Annotated in this window: 21 protein-coding genes; 16 read left to right on the forward strand and 5 right to left on the reverse strand. The window is 58.2% G+C overall.

Annotated features, from left to right (window positions below; translation table 11 throughout):
* Nucleotides 1–46: 46 nt before the first annotated feature.
* Entirely contained in the window at nt 47–1,507 is a 1,461-nt protein-coding gene (locus B7L15_RS00375; RefSeq protein ID WP_085917079.1) for a M48 family metalloprotease, read from the reverse strand.
* Nucleotides 1,508–1,656: 149 nt separating this feature from the next.
* Here B7L15_RS00375 and B7L15_RS00380 point away from each other — a divergent pair, with 149 nt between their 5' ends.
* Both B7L15_RS00380 and B7L15_RS00385 read left to right on the forward strand, forming a co-directional pair.
* Nucleotides 1,657–1,920, forward strand: a complete 264-nt coding sequence (locus tag B7L15_RS00380; RefSeq protein WP_085917080.1) for a sulfurtransferase TusA family protein — start codon at nt 1,657–1,659, stop codon at nt 1,918–1,920.
* Nucleotides 1,917–3,020, forward strand: a complete 1,104-nt coding sequence (locus tag B7L15_RS00385) for an AI-2E family transporter (protein ID WP_085917081.1) — start codon at nt 1,917–1,919, stop codon at nt 3,018–3,020. The genes B7L15_RS00380 and B7L15_RS00385 overlap by 4 nt, the downstream gene beginning before the upstream one ends.
* 63 nt (nt 3,021–3,083) lie before the next feature.
* On the opposite strand, the gene B7L15_RS00390 is transcribed toward B7L15_RS00385, so the two are convergent.
* Nucleotides 3,084–3,557, reverse strand: a complete 474-nt coding sequence (locus B7L15_RS00390) for a peroxiredoxin (RefSeq protein ID WP_085917082.1) — start codon at nt 3,555–3,557, stop codon at nt 3,084–3,086.
* Nucleotides 3,558–3,808: 251 nt separating this feature from the next.
* Between B7L15_RS00390 and dapA the strand changes: the two genes are divergently transcribed.
* The 3 genes from dapA to purC all read left to right on the forward strand — a co-directional run bounded on the left by dapA (nt 3,809) and on the right by purC (nt 6,518).
* Nucleotides 3,809–4,693 (forward strand): 4-hydroxy-tetrahydrodipicolinate synthase, encoded by an 885-nt coding sequence (gene dapA, locus B7L15_RS00395; RefSeq protein ID WP_085917083.1) that lies wholly within the window; start codon nt 3,809–3,811, stop codon nt 4,691–4,693.
* Between the two features lie 80 nt (nt 4,694–4,773).
* Nucleotides 4,774–5,769, forward strand: coding sequence for an outer membrane protein assembly factor BamC (locus B7L15_RS00400; RefSeq protein WP_085917084.1), 996 nt, complete (start codon nt 4,774–4,776; stop codon nt 5,767–5,769).
* Nucleotides 5,770–5,801: 32 nt separating this feature from the next.
* Entirely contained in the window at nt 5,802–6,518 is a 717-nt protein-coding gene (gene purC / locus B7L15_RS00405; protein WP_085917085.1) for a phosphoribosylaminoimidazolesuccinocarboxamide synthase, read from the forward strand.
* 3 nt (nt 6,519–6,521) lie between these two features.
* Here purC and tsaA read toward each other — a convergent pair whose 3' ends face one another.
* Complete coding sequence (gene tsaA / locus B7L15_RS00410) at nt 6,522–7,250, reverse strand: tRNA (N6-threonylcarbamoyladenosine(37)-N6)-methyltransferase TrmO (RefSeq protein WP_085917086.1); 729 nt, start codon at nt 7,248–7,250, stop codon at nt 6,522–6,524.
* 117 nt (nt 7,251–7,367) lie between these two features.
* Between tsaA and B7L15_RS00415 the strand changes: the two genes are divergently transcribed.
* On the forward strand, nt 7,368–7,889 hold the full coding sequence (locus B7L15_RS00415) for a GNAT family N-acetyltransferase (RefSeq protein WP_085917087.1): 522 nt from the start codon (nt 7,368–7,370) through the stop codon (nt 7,887–7,889).
* Nucleotides 7,890–7,899: 10 nt separating this feature from the next.
* Here the strand turns inward: B7L15_RS00415 and nadC are convergent, their stop codons facing one another.
* Entirely contained in the window at nt 7,900–8,754 is an 855-nt protein-coding gene (gene nadC / locus B7L15_RS00420) for a carboxylating nicotinate-nucleotide diphosphorylase (protein ID WP_085917088.1), read from the reverse strand.
* An 81-nt stretch (nt 8,755–8,835) separates the two neighbouring features.
* On the opposite strand from nadC, the gene ampD reads away from it, so the two are divergent.
* From ampD to B7L15_RS00455, 7 genes are all read left to right on the forward strand, one after another.
* Nucleotides 8,836–9,438, forward strand: coding sequence for a 1,6-anhydro-N-acetylmuramyl-L-alanine amidase AmpD (ampD, locus tag B7L15_RS00425; protein ID WP_233337433.1), 603 nt, complete (start codon nt 8,836–8,838; stop codon nt 9,436–9,438).
* Nucleotides 9,439–9,786: 348 nt separating this feature from the next.
* Complete coding sequence (gene aceE, locus B7L15_RS00430) at nt 9,787–12,459, forward strand: pyruvate dehydrogenase (acetyl-transferring), homodimeric type (protein ID WP_085917090.1); 2,673 nt, start codon at nt 9,787–9,789, stop codon at nt 12,457–12,459.
* A 58-nt stretch (nt 12,460–12,517) separates the two neighbouring features.
* Nucleotides 12,518–14,548, forward strand: coding sequence for a dihydrolipoyllysine-residue acetyltransferase (gene aceF, locus B7L15_RS00435; RefSeq protein WP_085917091.1), 2,031 nt, complete (start codon nt 12,518–12,520; stop codon nt 14,546–14,548).
* 236 nt (nt 14,549–14,784) lie between these two features.
* Nucleotides 14,785–15,438: an adenylate kinase gene (adk, locus tag B7L15_RS00440; protein WP_085917092.1), complete on the forward strand. Its 654-nt coding sequence runs from the start codon at nt 14,785–14,787 to the stop codon at nt 15,436–15,438.
* A gap of 114 nt (nt 15,439–15,552) precedes the next feature.
* Nucleotides 15,553–16,251, forward strand: coding sequence for a tRNA (adenosine(37)-N6)-threonylcarbamoyltransferase complex dimerization subunit type 1 TsaB (gene tsaB / locus B7L15_RS00445; RefSeq protein WP_085917093.1), 699 nt, complete (start codon nt 15,553–15,555; stop codon nt 16,249–16,251).
* Nucleotides 16,248–16,955: a class I SAM-dependent methyltransferase gene (locus B7L15_RS00450; protein ID WP_085917094.1), complete on the forward strand. Its 708-nt coding sequence runs from the start codon at nt 16,248–16,250 to the stop codon at nt 16,953–16,955. The genes tsaB and B7L15_RS00450 overlap by 4 nt, the downstream gene beginning before the upstream one ends.
* A gap of 20 nt (nt 16,956–16,975) precedes the next feature.
* The gene (locus B7L15_RS00455) at nt 16,976–18,097 is read left to right on the forward strand and encodes a phospholipase D-like domain-containing protein (protein ID WP_085917095.1); all 1,122 of its coding nucleotides are present in this window, start codon (nt 16,976–16,978) and stop codon (nt 18,095–18,097) included.
* A gap of 1 nt (nt 18,098) precedes the next feature.
* Here B7L15_RS00455 and B7L15_RS00460 read toward each other — a convergent pair whose 3' ends face one another.
* Nucleotides 18,099–18,761: a YecA/YgfB family protein gene (locus B7L15_RS00460; protein WP_176243601.1), complete on the reverse strand. Its 663-nt coding sequence runs from the start codon at nt 18,759–18,761 to the stop codon at nt 18,099–18,101.
* A gap of 69 nt (nt 18,762–18,830) precedes the next feature.
* Between B7L15_RS00460 and B7L15_RS00465 the strand changes: the two genes are divergently transcribed.
* The 3 genes from B7L15_RS00465 (at nt 18,831) to B7L15_RS00480 (ending at nt 22,427) form a co-directional block, all read left to right on the forward strand.
* The gene (locus B7L15_RS00465) at nt 18,831–19,370 is read left to right on the forward strand and encodes a SprT family zinc-dependent metalloprotease (RefSeq protein ID WP_085917278.1); all 540 of its coding nucleotides are present in this window, start codon (nt 18,831–18,833) and stop codon (nt 19,368–19,370) included.
* A 181-nt stretch (nt 19,371–19,551) separates the two neighbouring features.
* Nucleotides 19,552–21,501, forward strand: coding sequence for an acetate--CoA ligase (acs, locus tag B7L15_RS00470; protein WP_085917097.1), 1,950 nt, complete (start codon nt 19,552–19,554; stop codon nt 21,499–21,501).
* A 263-nt stretch (nt 21,502–21,764) separates the two neighbouring features.
* On the forward strand, nt 21,765–22,427 hold the full coding sequence (locus tag B7L15_RS00480; RefSeq protein ID WP_066318388.1) for a LuxR C-terminal-related transcriptional regulator: 663 nt from the start codon (nt 21,765–21,767) through the stop codon (nt 22,425–22,427).
* Nucleotides 22,428–22,458 lie beyond the last annotated feature (31 nt).

Here is a 22,458-nt window from a genome sequence, read left to right on the forward strand (position 1 = left end):
CGCCCAGTCTGGCCGTGCGTCCGTGATCTGCCTGAATCGGTGGCGCCTAAAACTCTTCCAGGGCCTCGCGGTAGTCCATGAAATCCTCGCGTCGCTGTTCGATGCGTGCCAATGTCCGCTGATCGTTTTCGCGTTCAGCGGCGTCTTTGGCTATATCCAACTGGCGAATACCGCTATCCACGCGCCCGGTAAGCTGAAGATATTCCGCCCGAGCCAGATGCCCCAAACCGTTGCGCCCGCTTCGCCCGGCAGCTTCTGCCAGCAGGTTGAAGCCCTGCGGGTTTTCAGGATGTTGCGCGGTTACATCGCGCAGAATGTCATAGGCGGCATTGGGATCCCGCTGAAGTTGCGCCTCGGCTAAGATAAGCTGGGCAGGCAAGTAGTCAGGCATAAAACGCAGTAACCGCTGGCTGCGTTGGATCGCTTCATCGTAGCGCTGCGCCTGTAGGGCAACCTCTGCCGCCGATGCCGGTAACATGGCAAGATCAGGCTGTTCGTCACGTAGTCGATCAAGCGCTTTTAGCGCTGTATCCACTTGGCCGGACTGAGCATCGACCAAGGCCGTTACATAGCGCTGTGCCGTTTCGCTGGCATTTTCCTGAGCTAGTCGGGAGACGGCTTGCCGAGGCGACTGTGAATCAATCTGCAGTAAAGCACGGCCGCGAATCATGTCGTAGAGCGTATCGTTTGAGTAGCTTGAGGCAACGTCCATCTGAGCGGCCCGTGACTGCGCATCGCTCAAGCGAGATTCTGACACCGGGTGGGTCAGCAGGAATTCCGGTGGCGTCCCACCCTGAAGGCTGGACATGCGTTGTAAAGTACGGAACATGCGCGCCATGGCGTCCGGGTCATAGCCGGCATCGGCCATGGCCTGAAGGCCCACGCGATCTGCTTCCTGCTCGTAGCGGCGCGAGTAGGTGAGTTGGTCTTGAATGAGAGCGGCCTGAGACCCCATGGCGGTAGCGATGCCGGCATTACCGCCGCCGCCCGCTGCGATCAGCAAACCGGCCAGCATCCCGGCCATGGCCGGTAGCTGGGTCTGTTCAGCGCGCTCGCTGCTACGGGCATAGTGGCGTTGGGATAAGTGGCCAAGTTCGTGGGCGATGACTGAGGCAAACGCCCCTTCGTCTTCGGCAAAGGCGAACAAGCCAGCGTGAATCCCAACCACGCCACCGGGGACAGCAAAGGCATTGAGGGTTCGATGGTCGACCATGACGGTGGTCACGTCCAGGTCGCCCAGTTGGCTATGCGGGGCCAGGCGATCAACCAGACTGGTCAAGTAATCATGGGCAATGGGATCCTGCCATTGGGGGGCGTGGGCGCGGAACTGGCGCAGCCAAGCGCGGCCCAGCCGGTGTTCTTCGGCGCTAGCCGACGAATAGCTGCTACCCAGACTGGGTAGCGTCTGCTCGTCACTGACGGCAGGCGAGGGGATTAACAACGTCGTACTGCAGGCGAACGCTAAGGCACGCGTCCAGGCTGCTGAGGCGTTAAAAAGGCGCGGCATGGCATCCTCATCGGTGATGGAAAGCGCTAGGTCACTACTTACGACATTGATTCACCTTGTGAAGTGCCGTTAAATCAAATCGCAGTCAATACTGCACAGTCTATGCAACAATGATCGATACGTGCAGGGTCTTTTTTGAGGGGAGAAAAATGGTAGAGCGAACAACGCGTTTACAGCCTGATAGCGTGCTCGACGCCTGCGGGCTTCATTGCCCGCTGCCGCTGCTCAAGGCCAAGCAGGCCTTAGCAGGCCTTGCCCCTGGGCAGTTACTGGAAGTGCGCGCCACGGATGCAGGCTCGTGGAGGGATATAGAAGCCTTTGCCGAGCAGAGCGCCCATCATCTGGAAGCCCGTGAGCAGTGTGGCGATATCTATCATTACTGGCTTCGCAAGGCAGAAGGCGAGCGCTCATGAGCCTGCGTACGATCTTGAAAAGCTGGGTCGAACGGTATTTTTCAGACGAAGAAGCCTTGATTCTGCTGGTAGTGCTCATCGCCGGATTTGCCGCGGTGATCTGGTTTGGCCGTATGTTGGCGCCTTTTTTTACCGCGTTGGTCATTGCCTTCCTGCTCCAGGGCGTGGTGGGCGCATTAACGCGGAGAGGTATCCCTCATCTACTCTCGGTAATCGTGGTGTTCCTAGGCTTTGTCAGCGTGCTATTAGCCCTGGCGTTTATTTTGCTACCGCTGATATGGGATCAGTTGATTGGTCTTGTTCAGGAAACGCCGCGCATGTTTGCAAGCGGGCAAAACTGGCTGGATGAACTGCAATCGCGCTACCCCAACTTGATTACCCCGGATCAAATGCAAAATTGGATTGGCGTCGCCAGCCGCGAAATAAGTCAGTTGGGCCAGCGTGCCCTGACGCTTTCGCTGGCCTCTCTGGGTAATCTTCTATCGCTGATTATCTATCTGGTAGTGGTGCCCATTTTGGTCTTTTTCATGCTCAAGGACCGAGAGGCGCTGGTTGGCTTCACATTGTCATTGCTGCCGCAAAAACGTGCCTTGATGGCGCGTATCTGGCATGAAATGGACGACCAGATTGCCAATTACATTCGCGGCAAGTTCATCGAGATCATTATTGTCGGCACCGTCTCCTTTATCACGTTTTCGTTCTTCCAGCTGCCGTATACGGCGCTGCTGGCGGTATTGGTCGGTTTTTCGGTGCTGGTGCCGTATATCGGCGCGGCCGTGGTCACCTTGCCGGTCGCTGCAGTCGCCGGATTTCACTTCGGGTTAAGCGAGTCGTTTGTCTACGTACTGGTGGCTTACGGGGTTATCCAGGCGCTGGATGGCAACGTACTCGCCCCGGTACTGTTCTCGGAAACCAACAATATCCACCCAGTGTCGGTGATTGTGGCCGTGTTGTTCTTCGGTGGTATATGGGGGTTCTGGGGCGTGTTTTTTGCCATTCCGCTCGCCACGCTGTTGAAGGCGTTGGTGCATGCATGGCCGAGGGGAATGAAAGGGCGCGAGGAGCAACATCATGCGCTCGCCAGCGAAGAGTCACTGTAAGTCAAATGGAATGGCGGGTTTGGCAACCTCCCCATCCAACCGTCTGTTGGATGGGGAAGGGGCTTACGACGCGTCAAGCGCCTGGGCCGCCGCGAGCACTTCGTCAACGTGCCCGGGTACTTTGACGCCCCGCCAGGCCTGGGCAAGCTTACCCTCGGCGTCGATTAGAAAGGTGCTGCGTTCGATGCCCAGGTGCTCTTTGCCGTAAAGCTTTTTAAGCTTGATGACATCAAACAGTTTGCAGACCGTCTCGTCCTTGTCTGACACCAGCGTAAAGTTGAAGTCCTGCTTGGCTTTGAAGTTCTCCTGGGCACGGATGCCGTCCCGGGAAACACCCACAATCACCGTGTTTGCGGCGTCAAAGTCAGCTTTGCGGTCGCGAAAGTCGCCGCCTTCGGTGGTGCATCCCGGCGTGCTGGCCTTTGGATAGAAGTACACCACCACCTGTTGGCCGCGAAGCTCGGATAATGTCAGGGTGGTATCGCCCGTTGCCGGTGCCGAAAAATCGGGGACTGTTTGGCCTATGTCGAGTGGCATAAAAGGTTCCTCAGGTAGCGTGGTTTTCAAGGGCGATTACACGCAAGCTTGCGCCGCATGTCAAAGAAGAAAGTATCGCAGGGGCAAAACTCGCCGCGCTTTCCGCTGTACAGGGTCGAGCGGCCTGAGTACCATTTGTCCTTCGTGGATTCCTGTTGAGATGATGGCACGCTGCGTAAAGCACTAGCTCGGCTCCTTATCTCGTGATATTCAGACGCTCGATTTAACCACTTGCAGGTGAGGAAAAAAGGATGATCACAGGCAGCATCGTCGCCCTGGCGACGCCGATGAAAGTCAATGGCGACATCGACTGGGAGGCGCTTCGTCGTCTGGTGAACTTCCACCTCGACAATGGCACCGACGGGATTGTGGCCGCAGGTACTACGGGTGAGCCCACGACCATGTCGTTTGCCGAGCACTTCGACGTGATACGCAGTGTGGTCGAGGAAGTGGATGGACGCATTCCGGTCATTGCCGGTACAGGGGGGAACGCGACCTCTGAGGCCGTCGAGTTGGCGCGTTATGCCAGTGAAGTCGGTGCTGACTATTGCCTGTCCGTATGCCCCTACTATAACAAGCCGACTCAGGAAGGCTTGTATCAGCACTTCAAAGCGGTAGCGGAAGGCAGTAAATTGCCGGTCATTCTCTACAATGTGCCGGGCCGCACCTGCTCAGACCTTTATAATGAAACGGTGGTCAGGTTGGCCGACATTAACAACATCATCGGCTTGAAAGATGCCACGGGTAACCTGGAGCGCGCGGAAGATCTTATCGCCCGTCTCAAGGGCAGCGACTTCATGCTTTACTCGGGTGACGATGCCACCGCCTGTGATTTCATGCTGATGGGTGGGCATGGTGATATTTCGGTGACCGCGAACGTAGCGCCCAAGGCCATGCATGAGCTTTGTGCCGCTGCGGTCGCCGGGGATGCGGATAAGGCGCACCAGATCAATACACGCTTGATGCCGCTGCATACCAATCTGGGGATCGAGTCTAATCCTATTCCGGTAAAGTGGGCCTTAAACCGAATGGGTTACGCAGACGCGGGTATTCGCCTGCCGCTGACATGGCTGTCAGACAAGTATCACGCCACGGTCAGTGAGGCCCTTCAGCTTGCTGGGGTTGTCGAGGAATAAACCGCAAAGAATTTTGCTACTTGGCGATCCTGGGTTGCATGGCGTCAGGTAAACGATCTGTTGACTGTTAAGGTGGCTTGATGAGCTCTGTGCTTGGAAAACACGCGCTGAAATGGATTCCGCTGGCGCTGGCAGGTGTCGTGACGCTTGCCGGTTGCGCTCGGGATGAAGGTTTTTATGATGATCGCAATTTGGATTATGCTGACGTAGAACCTGCGTCGCCGTTGGTATTGCCGGAAACCCGCAATACTCAGCGTTATCGTCAGGCACTGCCGGTGCCGGAAGCAGCCAGCCAGCGTGCTCGTGATGGGGTGGCCGAAGTGCGTCCTCCTCAACCTCTTACGGTTGGGGGAAGTACGGAAGTAGATTATGTTGAAGGCCGTGAGATCGGAGACCAGCGCTGGTTAGTCGTTGCGGCTGATCCGGGGAGCGTCTGGACACAGCTTGAAAGCTTCGCACGTCAGCGCGGTCTGGACGTTCAGGAAAGCCGTGCCAGCGATGGTGTTCTGGTCACCTCTCAGGCTGAGTTTCGTTTGCAAAGCGGTCTCCGGGAGGGGAGTAGTGAAGTCCGCTGCGAGCGTGGCGGCCAAAGCATGACAAGCTGCCTTGAGGCTCTAAAAACCTATCTGAGCGCCAACGCTTCCGCTTCTCAATCCGCTTCGGCGACTGCATCATCCTGGAGCGCGCAGCGTTTGGAAAACAATGACCCCCTCTCGCTTCGTCAGCGTGGTGATGGGTGGGAAGTATCAATACCTTACGCGGCAGATCGTGTATGGGCTGAGATCCATCATTATCTGGCGCAGGACTTCGATCAAACTGACGAGCGTGAGTTGCTGGCCGCCGACGCTGATAACTATGCCTTCCTTGTAAGCTATCTGGCCCGTGAACAGCGGGACCGGAGTTTGTTGCAGGTGGTGTTATTCACCGATACCAGCGATCAGGCCCAAGAAGTGCGCCTGATCGTTGAGCCTCGCGGCGACCAAAGCGTGCTTCGCGCCAAGGCAACCGGTGAGCAGCCGTTGAGCGAAAATGCCGAGCGCGAACTGCTCGAGCGGGTATCCAGCTATTTACGTTAATTCAATGACCTTTGTCTCTCTGCGGAGCTCCCATGGAAAAGCGCCAAGAACTCTATGCCGGTAAGGCAAAATCTGTCTACACCACCGATGATCCGGATCTGCTGGTACTTGAGTTTCGTGATGACACCAGCGCCTTTGACGGCAAGAAGAAAGAGTCGCTGGCGCGCAAGGGGATGGTGAATAACCTCTTCAATGCCTACATCATGGAGCGGCTGGAAGATGCCGGCATTCCGACGCATTTCGAGAAGCAGCTTTCTGACACAGAAAGTCTGGTCAAGAAGATGCAGATGATCCCGGTGGAATGCGTGGTGCGCAATATTGCCGCGGGCGGTCTGGTCAAGCGACTCGGCGTTGAGGAAGGTATCGCGCTGAACCCGCCGACGTTCGAACTGTTCCTGAAAAACGACGAAAAGGGCGACCCGATGATCAACGAGTCGCTGGCGGAAACGTTTGGCTGGGCGACCCCAGAGCAGCTCGCCAAGATGAAAACGCTCACCTTCAAGGTCAATCATGTGCTCAAGCAGCTGTTTGCGGAGGGCGATATGCTCCTGGTGGATTACAAGCTTGAGTTTGGCGTATTTAACGGCCAAGTGGTGCTGGGTGATGAGTTCTCCCCGGACGGATGCCGGTTATGGGACGCCAATACCCGCGAGAAGCTCGACAAGGATCGTTTTCGCCAGGGCCTTGGCGGCGTGATTGAAGCCTACGAAGAAGTTGGCCGCCGCCTCGGGGTTACCTTTCCCCGCTAACGTCTAGCCGCTAATGTCGATAGCCACCACCTCCAGTGTGGTGGCTTCGCCGTTCTGGCGCGGACAAAATTTGACGTCCACATCGCGAAGCCGGACACCGTAAACCCGCTCGGAAGCTTGGCCGTGCCGGTAGGCCGGTCGAGGATCCTGACCAATGACCTGCTCGATCAGCGCGCTTAATGAGTCGCGATCAGCACGCTGTGCCAACTGATCAAGGGCAGTAGCGCTGAACTGAACCGTCAACTGTTCGGGTGGGGCGGGGGCAAAGCCTGCTTGCGCATTAGGTGGGGATTCAGCCCAGGGGAGGTAGGGTTTAATATCCACCACGGGGGTGCCGTTGACCAGGTCGCAGCCTGACAGTTTCAGGCGCACGCCCTGATGGGTATCAATACCCCCCAGTTCGACAAGCGAAAGACCTAGCCTGTTGGGGCGATGCGTACTGCGGCTGGCAAACACGCCCACTTTTCGGTTGCCACCTAACCGCGGCGGTCTGACGAGAGGTGACCAGCGTTCAGGACTCTGGTGGAACACAAAGCTGATCCACACATGGCTGAACGCGTCGAGCCCGCGCACGACCAGCGGGTCGTCATAAGGCGGGCTAAGTATCAACTCGGCGTTGGCTGCAGGCGCCAGGCCAGGCTGGCGGGGAACGCCAAACTTGTCGGCGTAGTCGCTAACCACATAGCCGATAGGCGTCAGTGTAAAGGACTCGCTGGAAGGGGCATGATGCATCACACTGCCTTATCAAAGGGAAAACCAGAGGGCTGAGTATAAAACAGCCGTGTTCTCAGTACAGTGGTGCTGAGCATGCCTTGAAAAAAGAAAGCGATAACGCTCACATGGTGAAACATGACAGATGAACAGACTGCACAGCCCTCGACGGCCCGCATCACCTACCGCGTGGCACGTGCCAGAGATGCCGCTGATCAAGCGGAGGTGTTTTACCATGCCGTCATGCAAGGGGCTGCAACGCGTTACAGCCTGGCGCAGCGGCGCGCATGGGCGAGCGCCTTACCCCGCGAGGCCAGCGCCTGGTCAGCGCGCCAGGCGCTATATACGACGCTTGTTGCCAGCTGTGATGGTCGCTGCGTCGGGTTTATTGAACTTGATGTGCCAGCCGGACGGGTTGAGACCCTCTATGTGTGGCCATCGCTCAACGGACGCGGCATCGGCACCACGCTGTTGATTCACGCTGAACGGTGGCTGTTGGAGCAGGGTGTTTCCCGTATTCAGATCGAGGCAAGCCTGACGCTCTATGAACGGCTGCTGCGGCGCGGTTGGGAAAACCTTGGCGAGCAGTGGGTTGAGCGTGGCGGTGAGCCGCTTCAGCGTTTTCGTCTGCAGAAGCGGCTTAACGCCGTCGAGACCTGACTTCATCCGGTTAACGGTTTGTTTGGCGGGTGATCCGCATCGACAGGTCAATGGCCTGGATGTCCTTGGTCAAGGTGCCGCAGGAGATACAGTCGACGCCGGTCTCAGCAATCGCGCGCAGGGTCTCGGTATCAACATTCCCTGACGCTTCAAGCGTGGCGCTGCCTGCCGTCAGTTCAACGGCCGTGCGCAGTTCATCCAGGCTGAAGTTATCCAGCATAATGACATCTGCTTTCGCGGCCAGCGCCTGTTCCAACTCGGCGAAATTTTCGACCTCAACCTCAACGGGAAGCTCGGCGGCCAGTTTGCGCGCCTGGGCGACCGCTGCCTGGATACCGCCACAGGCGGCGATATGATTTTCCTTGATCAGAAACGCATCCCACAGGCCAATGCGATGATTGTGGCCGCCGCCACACATCACGGCGTATTTCTGTGCCAGCCGCATGCCGGGCAGCGTCTTGCGGGTATCCAGCAAGCGCACGCCGGTGTCGGCGATCAGGTCGACATAGCGGCGGGTCGTTGTCGCCGTGGCTGACAGCGTTTGCAGCACGTTGAGGGCGGCACGTTCGCCAGTCAACAGGCTACGTGCGGGGCCCTCCAGGGTGAGAAAACATTGCCCGGCCTCCAGTCGGTCACCGTCGGCGGCTTGCCAGTAAAGTGCAACGCGGCTGTCCAGGCGGCGGAAAATATCGTCGACAAAGGCAACGCCGCACAGCACGGCCGGGACGCGGGTAATGACCTCCGCCGTCGCCAGTTGGTGGTCCGGAATCAACTCGGCGGTGATATCGCCCGGGCCTACGTCTTCGGAGAGCAGACGAGCAGCACTGGAGCGGATTTCTTCGGCAAGGGCAGTTTGGTAATGCATGGCATCAATTCTCTGGGCGTTAACGTCGATGACCGGCATTATAGTGAAAGAGAGCGCCAACGTAGAGGAGTCCTTCGCGTGATTGACCGACAATTTTCTCCTGGCCGATGGCAAGTCGCACGCCAGGTGGCGTCGCCAAATGCAGACCAGCGCCCCGATGACGAGGTATCGCTACTGCTGATTCATGCCATCAGCCTGCCTCCCGGTCAGTTTCAGGGAACAGCCGTTGAGGCACTGTTTACCAACCAGCTAGACCCCGGTGCACATCCTTATTTTGCCGCCATTGCCCATTTACGGGTATCCGCCCACCTGCTGATTCGCCGCGATGGCGAATGCGTCCAGTTTGTCGACACCGATCAGCGGGCCTGGCACGCAGGACGTTCCCGTTGGTGGGATTCGCGCCAACAGCGCTGGCGGCAAGCGCTCAATGATTTTTCGGTGGGTATTGAACTGGAAGGTGATGAAACGACGCCCTTTACCAAGGCCCAGTATGTGGCGTTGGCCAAGGCTGCTCGGTGGTTGTTGGGCCGTTATCCTGCGCTTACCCCGGAGCGTGTGACCAGTCATGCACGGGTGGCACCGTTGCGTAAAACCGACCCCGGGCCAACGTTTGATTGGGCTTATTGGCGTCAGTTGGTTGCGACCCAGGAAGATGATTTAAGTCGGGATGAGTCAAGAAATTAAAACGGTAGTTTGACTACATAAGGGGGGGCTGGGTCGTCTTGGCAAGTGCCTTAACAATGCCTTATGTTGCGGTGCAATAGTTTGTTTTCGATAGCCTTTTAGGTGTTACTGTAATTGGCAGCGTGGCGACTTTGCGGTATCTTCGCCTATACAAAAGGCTAACTTTTACAACAATTATGTAGCTTTACTACATTTCCATGTATGTAGCTCGTTGAATGTAGAAGAAAAACCAGACGACGCTCAGGCGTCGACTGTCAGCATGCCAGTGGTGGCGACACACCACAGCCGCCCCAGGCCCAACGGGCCAGCGGGGTTGATTGTCATTTATCGTCATTCGGAGAGACCTCTATGAGTCTGGAGACAAGAGAAGATCTCGATCCGATCGAAACCACGGAATGGATTGATTCCCTGGAGTCGGTATTGGATCGTGAGGGCGAAGATCGTGCCCGCTACCTGATGACCCGCCTGGCGGACCGCCTGCGTCGGGACGGCATGAGGGTGCCCTTCTCGGTGACAACCCCGCATCGTAATACGATTCCGGTTCACCGCGAAGCGCCGATGCCTGGCGACCTGTTCATGGAGCGGCGTATCCGCTCCTTGATCCGCTATAATGCCATTGCCCAGGTGATTCGCAACAACCGCGCCAAGCCCGGTCTGGGCGGCCACATTGCCAGCTTCATGTCATCAGCCACGCTGTATGACGTGGGCTTTAACCACTTTTTCCGTGCTCCTCAGGGCGACTTCGAAGGCGACCTGATCTACATTCAGGGCCACGTGGCACCGGGTATCTACGCGCGCTCCTACCTGGAAGGCCGCCTGAGCGAAGAACAGATGGACCGTTTCCGCCAGGAAGTCGATGGTGATGGCCTGTCATCCTACCCGCACCCGTGGCTGATGCCGGATTACTGGCAATTCCCGACGGTTTCCATGGGCCTTGGTCCGATCCAGGCGATCTACCAGGCGCACGTGATGAAGTACCTGCATCACCGTGAGCTGAAAGACATGTACGACCGCAAGATCTGGTGCTTCCTGGGTGACGGCGAGTGCGACGAGCCGGAATCTCTGGGCGCCATTTCACTGGCCGGTCGTGAAAACCTCGACAACCTGATTTTCGTCATCAACTGTAACCTCCAGCGTCTGGATGGCCCTGTGCGCGGTAATTCCCGCGTCATGGACGAATTCGAGGGTGTATTCCGCGGTGCGGGCTGGAACGTTATCAAGGTTGTCTGGGGTCGCCACTGGGATCCACTGTTCGAGAAGGACAAGAAAGGCATTCTGCAAAACCGCATGGACGAAGCAGTCGACGGCGAGTATCAGAACTACAAGGCCAACGGCGGGGCCTATACCCGCGAGCACTTCTTCGGCAAGTATCCGGAAACCGAAGAGATGGTCAAAGACCTCTCCGACGAGGACATCTGGAAGCTCAACCGCGGTGGTCACGACCCGTTCAAGGTCTACGCGGCCTACCACGAGGCGGTCAATACCTCGAACGGCAAGCCCACGGTCATCCTGGCGCATACCGTCAAAGGCTATGGCATGGGTAGTGGCGATGGCGAAGCCGCCAACGAAGCCCACCAGGTCAAGAGCATGGAATACGAGGCGCTGAAGACTTTCCGTGACCGCTTCGGCATTCCGCTGACCGACGAGCAGCTCAAAGACGTGCCGTACTACATGCCAGAGCAGGATTCCCCCGAGCTCAAGTACTTGCACCTGCAGCGCGAGCGCCTGGGTGGCTATTTGCCCAGCCGTCGCAGCGACTTCGAGGCGCTGGAAATTCCCACCCTTGAAGATAAAGCCTTTGCCTCGCAAATGGGCGGTTCCAAAGGCCGTGAAGTGTCCACCACCATGGCGTTTGTGCGGGTGCTGAACGGGCTGGTCAAGGACAAGAAGATCGGCAAGAAAGTGGTGCCGATTATTCCTGACGAGGCGCGTACCTTCGGCATGGAAGGCATGTTCCGTCAGTTGGGGATCTACACCTCTGAAGGGCAGAAGTATGAGCCGGTCGATAAAGGCCAGATCATGTTCTACCGTGAAGATCAGAAGGGCCAGATTCTCGAGGAGGGTATTTCCGAAGCAGGCGCGATGTCCGCGTGGATTGCAGCGGCCACCTCCTACAGCAACAACAACGTCACCCTGCTGCCGTTCTACGTCTATTACTCGATGTTCGGCTTCCAGCGTATCGGCGATCTGGCCTGGGCTGCAGGCGACCTGCAGGCACGTGGCTTCATGGTTGGCGGTACCGCAGGCCGCACGACGCTCAACGGTGAGGGTTTGCAGCACCAGGATGGCCACAGCCTGATTCAGGCATCGACCATTCCCAACTGCCGCAGCTACGACCCGACCTATGCCCATGAGGTCGCGGTGATTCTGCATGATGGCATGAAGCGCATGTTCACCGACAAGGAGAACTGCTTCTATTACCTGACGGTCATGAACGAGAACTACGAGCACCCCGAGCTTGAAACTGTGCCTGTCGACGACATCGTCAAAGGCATGTACCTGCTACGCGAAACCAAGGGCAAAAAAGGCCGCGTGCAGCTGATGGGTTCGGGTACGATCCTGCGCGAAGTCGAAGAAGCGGCCACACTGCTTGAAAACGACTGGGGGATTGGCGCTGATATCTGGAGCGTGACCAGCTTCAATGAACTACGTCGTGAAGCGCTGCTGCTGGACCGGGAAGCCTTCCTGAGCCCTGATGCCGAGGCCAACAAGCCTCACGTCACCAAGTGTCTGGAGGGCCGTGAAGGGCCGGTGATTGCGTCTACCGACTACATGAAGCTATACGCTGATCAGGTGCGTGCCTGGGTGCCGAACGATTACACTGTACTGGGTACCGATGGCTTTGGTCGTTCCGATACCCGCGAAAAGCTGCGTTACTTCTTTGAGGTGGATCGTTACTTCGTGACTGTCGCGGCGCTGCGCGCAATGGCAGACCGTGGTGAAATCGATCGCAAGCTTGTCGGTGACGCCCTGAAGAAGTACGGCATCGATGTCAACAAGCCGAACCCGCTGACCAGCTGATCCGCTGCCCGGCGGGCAAATGCCCGCCGGCTCGATCCGATTTTAAAGGAGCGCGACCTTGAGTAGCGAAATCATCAAAGTTCCCGATATCGGTGGTGATACCGATGTCGAAATCATCGAGATTGCGGTGTCGGAAGGCGATGTCATTGAAGCAGAAGACACCCTGATCACGCTCGAATCCGATAAAGCCAGCATGGACGTACCGGCTCCGAAAGGGGGGAAGGTCATAAAGGTGCTGGTCAAAGAGGGCGATAGCGTCTCTGAAGGTGACGATATCGTCGAGCTGGAAGTCGAAGGTGGTGGCGACGCCGGGGGTGAAAGCGACGCCTCTCCCGCTGAGTCATCCGGCAGCCAGCAGGACGAAGCCCCCTCCAAAGCACCTGCGCCGGAACCCTCGAAGCCTGCCGCCAAGAAGGCGTCCGGCGGCAAGCAGACCGTGGATATCAAAGTGCCCGATCTGGGTGGCTCGGATAACGTCGAAATCATTGAAGTCGCGGTGGGTGAAGGCGATGAAGTTGACGCCGAAGATACCTTGATCACTCTGGAGTCCGATAAAGCCTCCATGGACGTGCCGAGTCCTCATACCGGTAAGATCGTTTCGTTCAGCGTGAAAGAAGGTGATACGGTCTCTGAAGGCGATGTCATTGGGCAAATGGAAATCGCCGGTGAAGGCGACGACGCCGAAGACACGGCCGACGAGCAGACGTCCAGCCAGGCCAGCAGCGAACCACAAGCGGCGGCTGAGCAGCATGACGAGCCAGAAGAAGCTGCTAGCGGTGAGCCGGCGCGCAAAGAGATTCGAGTACCGGACCTGTCCGGCTCCTCTGACGTACCGATTATTGAAATTGGCGTAGCGGCCGGAGACGAGGTCAACGAAGAAGACCCGTTAATCACGCTGGAATCCGACAAGGCGTCAATGGATGTCCCTAGCCCCTACAAAGGCAAGCTCCTTGAACTGACCGTCAAAGAGGGCGACACGGTCTCCGAAGGCGATGTGATCGGCTATATTGAAGTCGCGGGTGTCGAGCAGGCAGCCCCGAAAAAGGCCGCCCCTGAAAAAGCCCAGCCGCAGAGCGCCAGCCCATCCAGTGCCAAATCTGCCGAGTCGCCTGCTGGCACCCCAAGCCCCGAAGCGCAGATGGCATCGCACAAGCCACGTGATGGCAAGTTGGTTCATGCTGGCCCCGCCGTGCGCATGCTGGCACGCGAACTGGGTGTTGACCTGGGGCTGGTCAAGCCCAGTGGCCCGAAAGACCGTGTGTTGAAAGAAGATGTTCAGGCCTATGTGAAACAGGCCATTGCCAATCAGGGCAAAGCGCAGGCGGGTGCAGCGCCCGCTGCCACCGGTGGCGCAGGTATACCGCCGATCCCGGAAGTTGACTTCAGCCAGTTTGGCGAGGTGGAAGAGAAGCCGATGGGTCGTCTGCTCAAGATGGGCGCGACCAATTTGCATCGCAGCTGGCTCAACGTGCCCCACGTTACCCAGTTCGACGAAGCGGATATCACCGAGCTTGAGAACTTCCGCAAGTCCATGAAAGCCGAAGCCGAGGCCCAGGGCGCGAAGCTGACGCCGCTGCCGTTCATGGTCAAGGCTTGTGCCTTCGCACTGCGCAAATTCCCGCAGTTCAACGTCAGCCTGAAAGGTGACGGCGAAACGCTGGTATGGAAGAACTATGTGCATATCGGGGTGGCGGTGGACACGCCAGAAGGCTTGATGGTCCCGGTGGTGCGTAACGCCGACCAGAAATCCCTGATTGAGATTGCCAAGGAGATGGCTGAGCTTGGCAAGAAAGCGCAGTCCAAAAAGCTCAAGCGTGACGAGATGACCGGTGGGTGCTTTACCATTTCGAGCCTGGGCTCGATTGGCGGTACCGCGTTCACACCTATCGTCAATGCACCGGAAGTGGCCATTCTGGGTGTTTCCAAGTCCCAGATGAAGCCGGTATGGGATGGCAGTGCCTTCCAGCCGAGGCTTATGATGCCGCTATCGCTGTCATACGACCACCGTGCGATCAACGGTGCGGATGCAGCGCGCTTTACCGCGTTCCTTGCGGATGTCCTGACCGATATTCGCCGTCTACTGCTGTAAGTGGCAATGGAGGGTCTTGCGAGCGGCGTCCGTCAGGGCGCCGCTCGTGTTTGGGCCTCCTTTGTTTGAACACAAGGGCGACCAAAGTACAGGTTGGGCGTCACTTGGCTGATTTTATTTAAAAAAATGCCTTCACAACCATGCTTTCAGGCTTTTGGGTAGTTGTGTCGCCTTAGAGGCACGGTTATTGTCGGCTGATTGATTTATTGCATTTCTATTATTCAAGGAGCAGAGCCATGCGTTTAATCCTGTTGGGTGCCCCCGGTGCGGGGAAGGGGACTCAAGCTCAGTTCATCTGTGAGCGTTATAAAATTCCCCAGATTTCCACCGGCGACATGTTACGCGCGGCGATCAAGGATGGCAGCGAGCTGGGCCTCAAGGTCAAAGAGATCATGAACAGCGGTGGCCTGGTGTCCGACGATATCATTATCGACTTGGTCAAAGAGCGTATCAACCAGCCCGACTGCGAAAATGGCTTTCTGTTCGACGGCTTCCCACGCACCATTCCCCAGGCGGATGCCATGAAAGAAGGCGGCGTCAAGCTTGACCACGTGCTGGAAATTGCCGTTCCCGATGAGGAAATTGTTAACCGCCTGGCGGGGCGGCGCGTTCATCCTGAGTCTGGGCGGGTCTATCATGTGGAGCACAATCCTCCCAAAGAGCCGGGCAAGGATGACGTGACCGGCGAGGCGCTGATTCAGCGCGAGGACGACCAGGAGTCTACTGTACGTAATCGGCTGGCGGTTTATCATGATCAAACGGCACCGCTGGTCGATTATTACCAGCAGTGGGCTAAGGAAGACCCCGAGGCGGCACCGCAATACCACCGCGTTGAAGGGGTTGGAAGCGTGGATGATATTACGCGTCAGGTCACCGAAGCGCTGAGTTAGGGCGCCCCAGGCAAGCACGAGCCAATACGTGATGGCCCGCCAAGTGCGGGTCATCGTCGTATGCGCAAGGCAAAGGTATAATGCCTCTCTACTTCTCACGAGTGCTGAATCGCTATGTCGCTATATCTTCTCGCCCTCGATGCCTCTTCAAGTGCCTGCTCCGCTGCCTTGCTGCGTCAGGACGCCGACCACAGCGAGTGTGTTGCGCGCTTTGAAATGACACCGCGTGCGCATACCCGGCGGCTGTTGCCGATGGTCGATGAGGTGTTGGGCGACGCCCAGGTTACCTCAAGCCAGCTGGATGCGATTGCCTACGGTCGCGGCCCCGGTTCGTTTACCGGGCTGCGTATCGCAGCGGGGGCAGCGCAAGGCCTGGCATTTGGGCTGGATCGACCGTTGCTGGGTATCTCCACGCTCGAAGCGCTGGCACTCCAGGCCCACCGACGCTATCACTTGCGCCATGTTGTCACCGCGCTGGATGCCCGTATGGGAGAAGTTTATGTGGCGACGTGGCACTGTTTGCACGACAGCTTGCGCCTTCAAAGTGCCGAGGCGGTCATGGCGCCTGATGCGGTAACTCTGTCTGACGAAGAACCCGATTGGGTCGGTATCGGTTCCGGTTTTACACGTTGGGAGCAGTTCAGCGCACCCTTGCAGGCGGCGATGACGCAGCACCTGACCGACCTGGAGCCGCGTGCTGAGGAAATGGCCTGGCTGGCCGCCCGGGACTTCGCGGTTGGTCTGGGGCAGCCAGCCCACGCCGTGCAGCCGGTCTATCTGCGCAACCAGGTGGCGTGGAAAAAGCCCGCATGACACTGCCCGATGTCGGTGAACTGCCCGCCGGGTTAATGCTTGCCTACCGTGATGGGCAACTGGTATTGACCGGCGATGAGCGGCAGTTCGGCAAACCTCTCAGTGTTGATTTTGTGGCGGGCCGGGCTGCTCATCGGCGTCAATTTGGCGGCGGACGTGGTCAGTTGGTGGCCAAGGCCTGTGGTCTGAACAAGGGTTGCGACCCATACGTGGTTGATGCCACGGCCGGTCTGGGCCGCGATGCCTTTGTGCTGGCAAGCCTGGGGGCGTCGGTGTTGATGATCGAGCGCGTCCCGGCGATTGCCGCCCTGCTTGCCGATGGTTTGGCCCGTGCAGCCAACTCGGTCGACACCGCGCCCATTGCCGCGCGTATGACGTTGCGCCATGGGGATGCCGCTGGGGCATTGGCCGCGCTGGTGGCTGACGCTGACTTTAATCCCGAGGTTGTCCATTTGGACCCCATGTTTCCCCACCGTGAAAAATCCGCATTGGTCAAAAAAGAGATGCGCCTGTTTCGCGAGCTGGCGGGCGATGATGATGATGCGCCTCGCCTGCTGGAAGCGGCTTTGGATGTGGCCACTCACCGTGTGGTGGTCAAGCGACCACGCAAGGCGCCGCCGATTGACGGACCTTCACCCCAGCACACGCTGGAAGGCAAAACCAGTCGCTACGATATGTATGTCCATCGCGCCCTGACGCGCTAATGAGGACCAAGGAGGGGGGAATGTCGCCGATCTGGTGCGAAGGCAACCGCTTTACCCTGCTTCCTGAAGCGTCGCGGTTTCTACCTGCAATGCTCGAGGCTATTCATCATGCCCAGCATTATGTGCTGGTAGAGCTCTATCTGATGGAGTCAGGCAGGTTGGCAGACCGGGTTAGCGAGGCGCTCGTCCAGGCGGTCAGTCGTGGGGTAACGGTGTGTCTGCTGCTGGATGGGTTTGGCTCGATGGGCTTGTCGAGCCAGGACCGACGTCGCTTGGTCAACGCGGGCATCCAACTGCGCTTTTTTAACCCGCTCGGCTTTCACTCCCTGGCACGCAACTTGAGTCGCGACCATCGAAAGATCGTGGTGGTCGATGGAGAACTGGCGTTCACCGGCGGCTTTGGCGCGGTCGATGAGTTTCTCGATGCCTGGTACGAAATTGCGGTGCGGGTTGAAGGTCGGGTGGTGGCGGACTGGGAAGGCCTGTTCAGACGTTTGTGGCGGTCACGGCTGACGCGCCCCGATAAGTCGCAGGCGCACAGCCAGCCGCTGCCCGTTCAGCGCAAACCGCCTTATCTTGCCGACGGCGTGCGTGGGCGAGTCATGTCGGCGAGGGGCTATCGCTACCAGGCCATTCGTCATTCGCTGCATCAACGGGTAGGGCAGGCGACGCAACAACTGTGGCTGTGTACGCCCTATTTCGTGCCCACGTTTCCCTTGCGCCGACGGCTGGTGCGCGCCGCCAGGCGCGGTGTCGATGTTCGACTGCTATTGCCAGGGGCCCAGCACGATCACCCCGGCGTGCGCTATGCCGGGCAGCGCTTTTATCAGGCGATGCTCAAGGCCGGGGTGCGTATCTATGAGTTCCAGCCGACGTTTATCCACGCTAAATTCGTGCTGGCCGACGAGTGGGTCAGTATCGGGTCGTGCAATTTCGACCATTGGAATCTGCACTGGAACCTCGAAGCGAACCAGGAGGTGGAGGATCCAGGCCTTGCTCAACAAGTGCGCGAGCTTTTCGAGGGCCACTTCGCCGCCAGCGAGGAGGTGGACGCTGCCGCCTGGGCGGCGCGGCCCTGGAAGCAGCGCGCCAAGGAATGGGTCTATGGACTGCTGGATGCCCTGGTGACCCGGCTCAAGTGACTTATCGCCGCTGTTTGCCCTTGGCGGGCGTTTTACGGCGCGGCTTGGGCTTGGTGGTTTCCGGTGGCACGCGGTAGTGTAGGTAAAGGTCGAGCACCAGCTCCGGTAACTGGGTCACCAGGGCTTCCTGGCGCTCGAGGTCGCCAGCCATGTCGGCCATATCGGGCTCGTCGTCAAACAGCCCCGACAGCAGCATGAAAGGCAGCAGCAGGGTGGCCGCGGTTTCTTCGTCATCCCGGAACCAGGCGCTCTCATCGCAGAAAACGCCTTCCATGAACCCGGCGCACCAATCACCGATGGGCGTCTCTTCGGCGGGCATACCGGCAAGGGTCAGTTCGAAAGGCAGTTCAGGCAAGCCGCCCTGCTCGAGAACCGCCATGGCATTATCGCGTAGCAGCGTGAGCAGGTGGATAATATCGTCGCGCTGCGCCTCGTCGACGTAGCGGGGTTCGCCATGGAACAGCTCGGCGATCCATTGGGTAGGCGGCACTTCGCTGGGGCCGACGGCCAGCGCGACGAGAAATCCATGCGCCGAAATCAAATCCAGAGCATCTTCATCGACCCGGTCCGACGCGAGAAAGTCGTCCAGTCTATCGAGTTGTTCATCGTCAAGCAGCGGCTGTGGCGGAGTCGCCTCTTCGGGCGAATGGGGACGCGCTGGCATAAGGAGCCTCATCAATGAGCAGCGGAAACAAACAGTCAAAATGACACAATGACGGCTAGTTTATCACTAATGACGACCACGCCACTCCCCCCCTGGCCCGATGCAACGCTTGCGGCCCTGACGACAGACGCATTGCACCAGGCTGCCCGCGAGCGCGTCGAGCATGCTTGGCAACGCTGCCGCGAGGTCTATCCAGAACTCCCGTGTCCTGGGGTATGGTTTGACCTGCGCGGTGCTTCTGCCGGGCAGGCGCACCTTGGCCGCGGCGGATTAAGGTTCAACCCGGTGCTGCTGGATGAAAACCGCTGCGCGTTTTTTGACGAGGTTATCCCTCATGAAATGGCCCACTGGCTGGTGTTTCACCTCGCCGATGGAACCCGCTTGAAGCCCCATGGGCGCGAGTGGAAAACCGTGATGCAAGACCTGTTTGGATTGCCGCCCAAGGTAACGCATCGCTTTAATGTGGCGCGTGCGCAACCGGCCCCTTATCGCTACCGGTGCGGTTGCCGAGATTACCAGTTGACGCCACGGCGTCATGCTTTGGTCGTAAAAGGTCGTCGCTATCGATGTCGTCATTGTGCTGAGACCTTGGTCTACTGTGCTGGATGACGTCCTGATTGTTTGATATAAGTTATTGTAATTAATGCTAAAAACGTTAATACCAATGTCTAAAGGGAAGGCCGGGCCGAGAGGTTTATGCTAGGGTGACATTATGTGGTGCCGGTAACGTAAAAAATAATATCGGCTACATTCCTTCAGAGAGTGCATTTCCACGGACAGAGGCAATTTCATGAGCGAACAGCAGAACGTCTATCCGGTGCGCGAGGATATCGCCGCCAACGCGTGGGCTGACGAAGCCACCTACCAGGCTATGTACCAGCAGTCGGTAGACGATCCGGAAGGCTTTTGGGCTGAGCAGGCCAAGCGGCTTGACTGGATCAAGGCGCCGACCAAGATCAAGAGCACTTCCTTCGCGCGTGACAATGTCGATATTCGCTGGTTTGAAGACGGCCAGCTAAACGTCGCCGCCAACTGCCTGGACAGACACCTAGAAAAACGTGGTGATCAGACCGCGATCATCTGGGAAGGCGATGATCCCAATGATTCCAAGCACATCAGCTATCGTGAGCTTTACGAACGCACCAATCAGTTGGCCAATGGCCTGAAGGAATTGGGGGTCGGTAAAGGCGACACGGTCACCCTGTATATGCCGATGATTCCCGAAGCCGCCATGGCAATGCTGGCCTGTGCGCGTATCGGTGCGGTGCATTCGGTCGTCTTTGGCGGCTTCTCGCCCGACGCAGTGGCCCAGCGGGTTATCGGGGCTGATTCCAAGCTGGTGATTACCGCCGATGAGTCGGTGCGCGGTGGCAAGCAGGTACCGCTGAAAGACAACGTCGACGCCGCCCTGACCCGGGAAGGCACCGACGTCTGCCAGAACGTGCTGGTGGTCAAGCGCACCGGCAACGAGATCGAATGGAAAGAAGGTCGCGACCTGTGGTTTAGCGACCTGGTCGACAAGCAGTCAACCGAATGCAAACCCGAAGCGATGGGCGCGGAAGACCCGCTGTTCATTCTTTATACCTCGGGTTCCACCGGCGCACCCAAAGGGCTCAAGCACACCACCGGCGGGTACCTGACCTTTGCGGCGATGACCCACCAGTACGTGTTCGACTATCAGGACGGCGAAGTCTATTGGTGCACCGCCGATGTGGGCTGGGTTACCGGTCACAGCTATATCGTCTATGGCCCGCTGGCCAACGGCGCCACCACGCTGATGTTTGAAGGCGTGCCCAGCTACCCGACCCATGGACGTATGGGCGACATCGTCGACAAGCATAACGTCAATATTCTGTACACCGCACCGACCGCGGTGCGTGCCTTGATGGCCCACGGCGACAATGTCATGGACTCAAGCAGACGCGATTCGCTTCGCCTGCTCGGTTCGGTGGGTGAGCCCATCAATCCTGAAGCCTGGGAATGGTTCTACCGGGTCATCGGTAACGAAAAATGCCCGATTGTGGACACCTGGTGGCAAACCGAAACCGGCGGTATCATGATCTCGCCACTTCCCGGTGCGACGCCGCTCAAGCCGGGGTCAGCGACCAAGCCGTTCTTTGGCGTACAGCCCGCGCTGGTGGATAACGAGGGCAACCTGCTCGAAGGCGCCACCGAAGGCAATCTGGTCATCCTGGATGCCTGGCCCGGTCAGGCGCGGTCAATCTGGGGCGACCATGATCGCTTCGTGCAGACCTATTTCTCCACCTACGACAACATGTACTTTACCGGTGACGGCTGTCGTCGTGATGAAGACGGCTATTACTGGATCACCGGCCGGGTTGACGACGTTCTTAACGTTTCGGGCCACCGCATGGGGACTGCCGAGATCGAATCGTCGCTGGTAGCTCATTCCGCCGTTGCCGAAGCTGCGGTGGTCGGCTTCCCTCATGATATCAAGGGTCAGGGTATCTATATTTACGTGACCCTGAACGATGAGATTGACCCGACAGAGGAGCTTAAAAAAGAGCTGACCCAGTGGGTGCGCAAGGATATCGGCCCCATTGCCTCACCGGACGTCATCCAGTGGGCGCCGGGCCTCCCCAAAACCCGCTCGGGCAAAATCATGCGCCGTATCCTGCGCAAGATTGCCGCCAATGAATGCGACGGTTTGGGGGATACCAGTACGCTGGCCGATCCTTCGGTAGTGGATGAATTGATCGAACATCGCGCAAATCAATAGCCCGTTCACTTGGCCCCGTTGTTGCCGCGATGGGGCAGGTGATAAAGAACAGGCTGAGTGTTGGCCTGCTTCCCAAGGGCCATGACGATCAGTGCCGGCCATCGTGCCGGCACTGCTTTGTTCAGCGCGATGAAGAATCCATTACAAATTGTGCATATGACGCTTGGGCATGGCGAAGCCCATGGGGTACCATGCTTTAACCGTATGAGCCTAGCGTCGCGGCAGCAGCAAACCCCGCTGCTTGAGGAACCGGAGGAATATCCATGGCAGTAGCCCACAAGTTTATCGTCGCAGACGACCATCCGCTGTTTCGTGCAGCACTCACCCAGGCGTTGCGCCAACTGGCCCCGCAGGCAGAAATCGTGGAAGCCGATACCATGGAGGCGACAACGGAGGTGGTCAACCGACACCCGGATGCTGACCTCATTCTGCTGGATTTGCACATGCCGGGCGCCCACGGTTTTTCGGGGCTTATCCAACTACGTGGGCAAATGCCTGATATCCCGGTGGCCGTGGTCTCCGGCAGCGACGAGCCCTACGTCGTGCGCCGTGCCATCGATTATGGCGCATCAGGCTTTATTCCCAAGTCCTCGTCGCTGCAGTTGATCGCTGAAGCAGTCAGCGAGATTTTGCAGGGCGAGGTGTGGCTACCCGAGGCATTGGCTGGCGTTCTGGAAGAAACCAGCGAAGAAGAATCGCGCTTTGCCGAAGCGATTGCCTCGCTGACCCCGCAGCAGTTCCGGGTACTCAACATGCTCACCGAAGGGTTGCTGAACAAGCAGATCGCCTACGAGCTCAATGTGTCAGAGGCGACCATCAAGGCGCATGTGACAGCTATTCTGCGCAAGCTGGGCGTACACTCGCGCACGCAAGCCGTGATTGCAGCGCAGAAGCTGGAAGTCGAGCCGCCCAAGGTCGAGTCATAACGACACTTGGGGTAACCCTTCTCCGTTCGCC

The sequence above is a fragment of the Halomonas sp. CSM-2 genome (genome assembly GCF_002119345.1).
Classification (GTDB): Bacteria; Pseudomonadota; Gammaproteobacteria; order Pseudomonadales; family Halomonadaceae; genus Vreelandella; species Vreelandella janggokensis.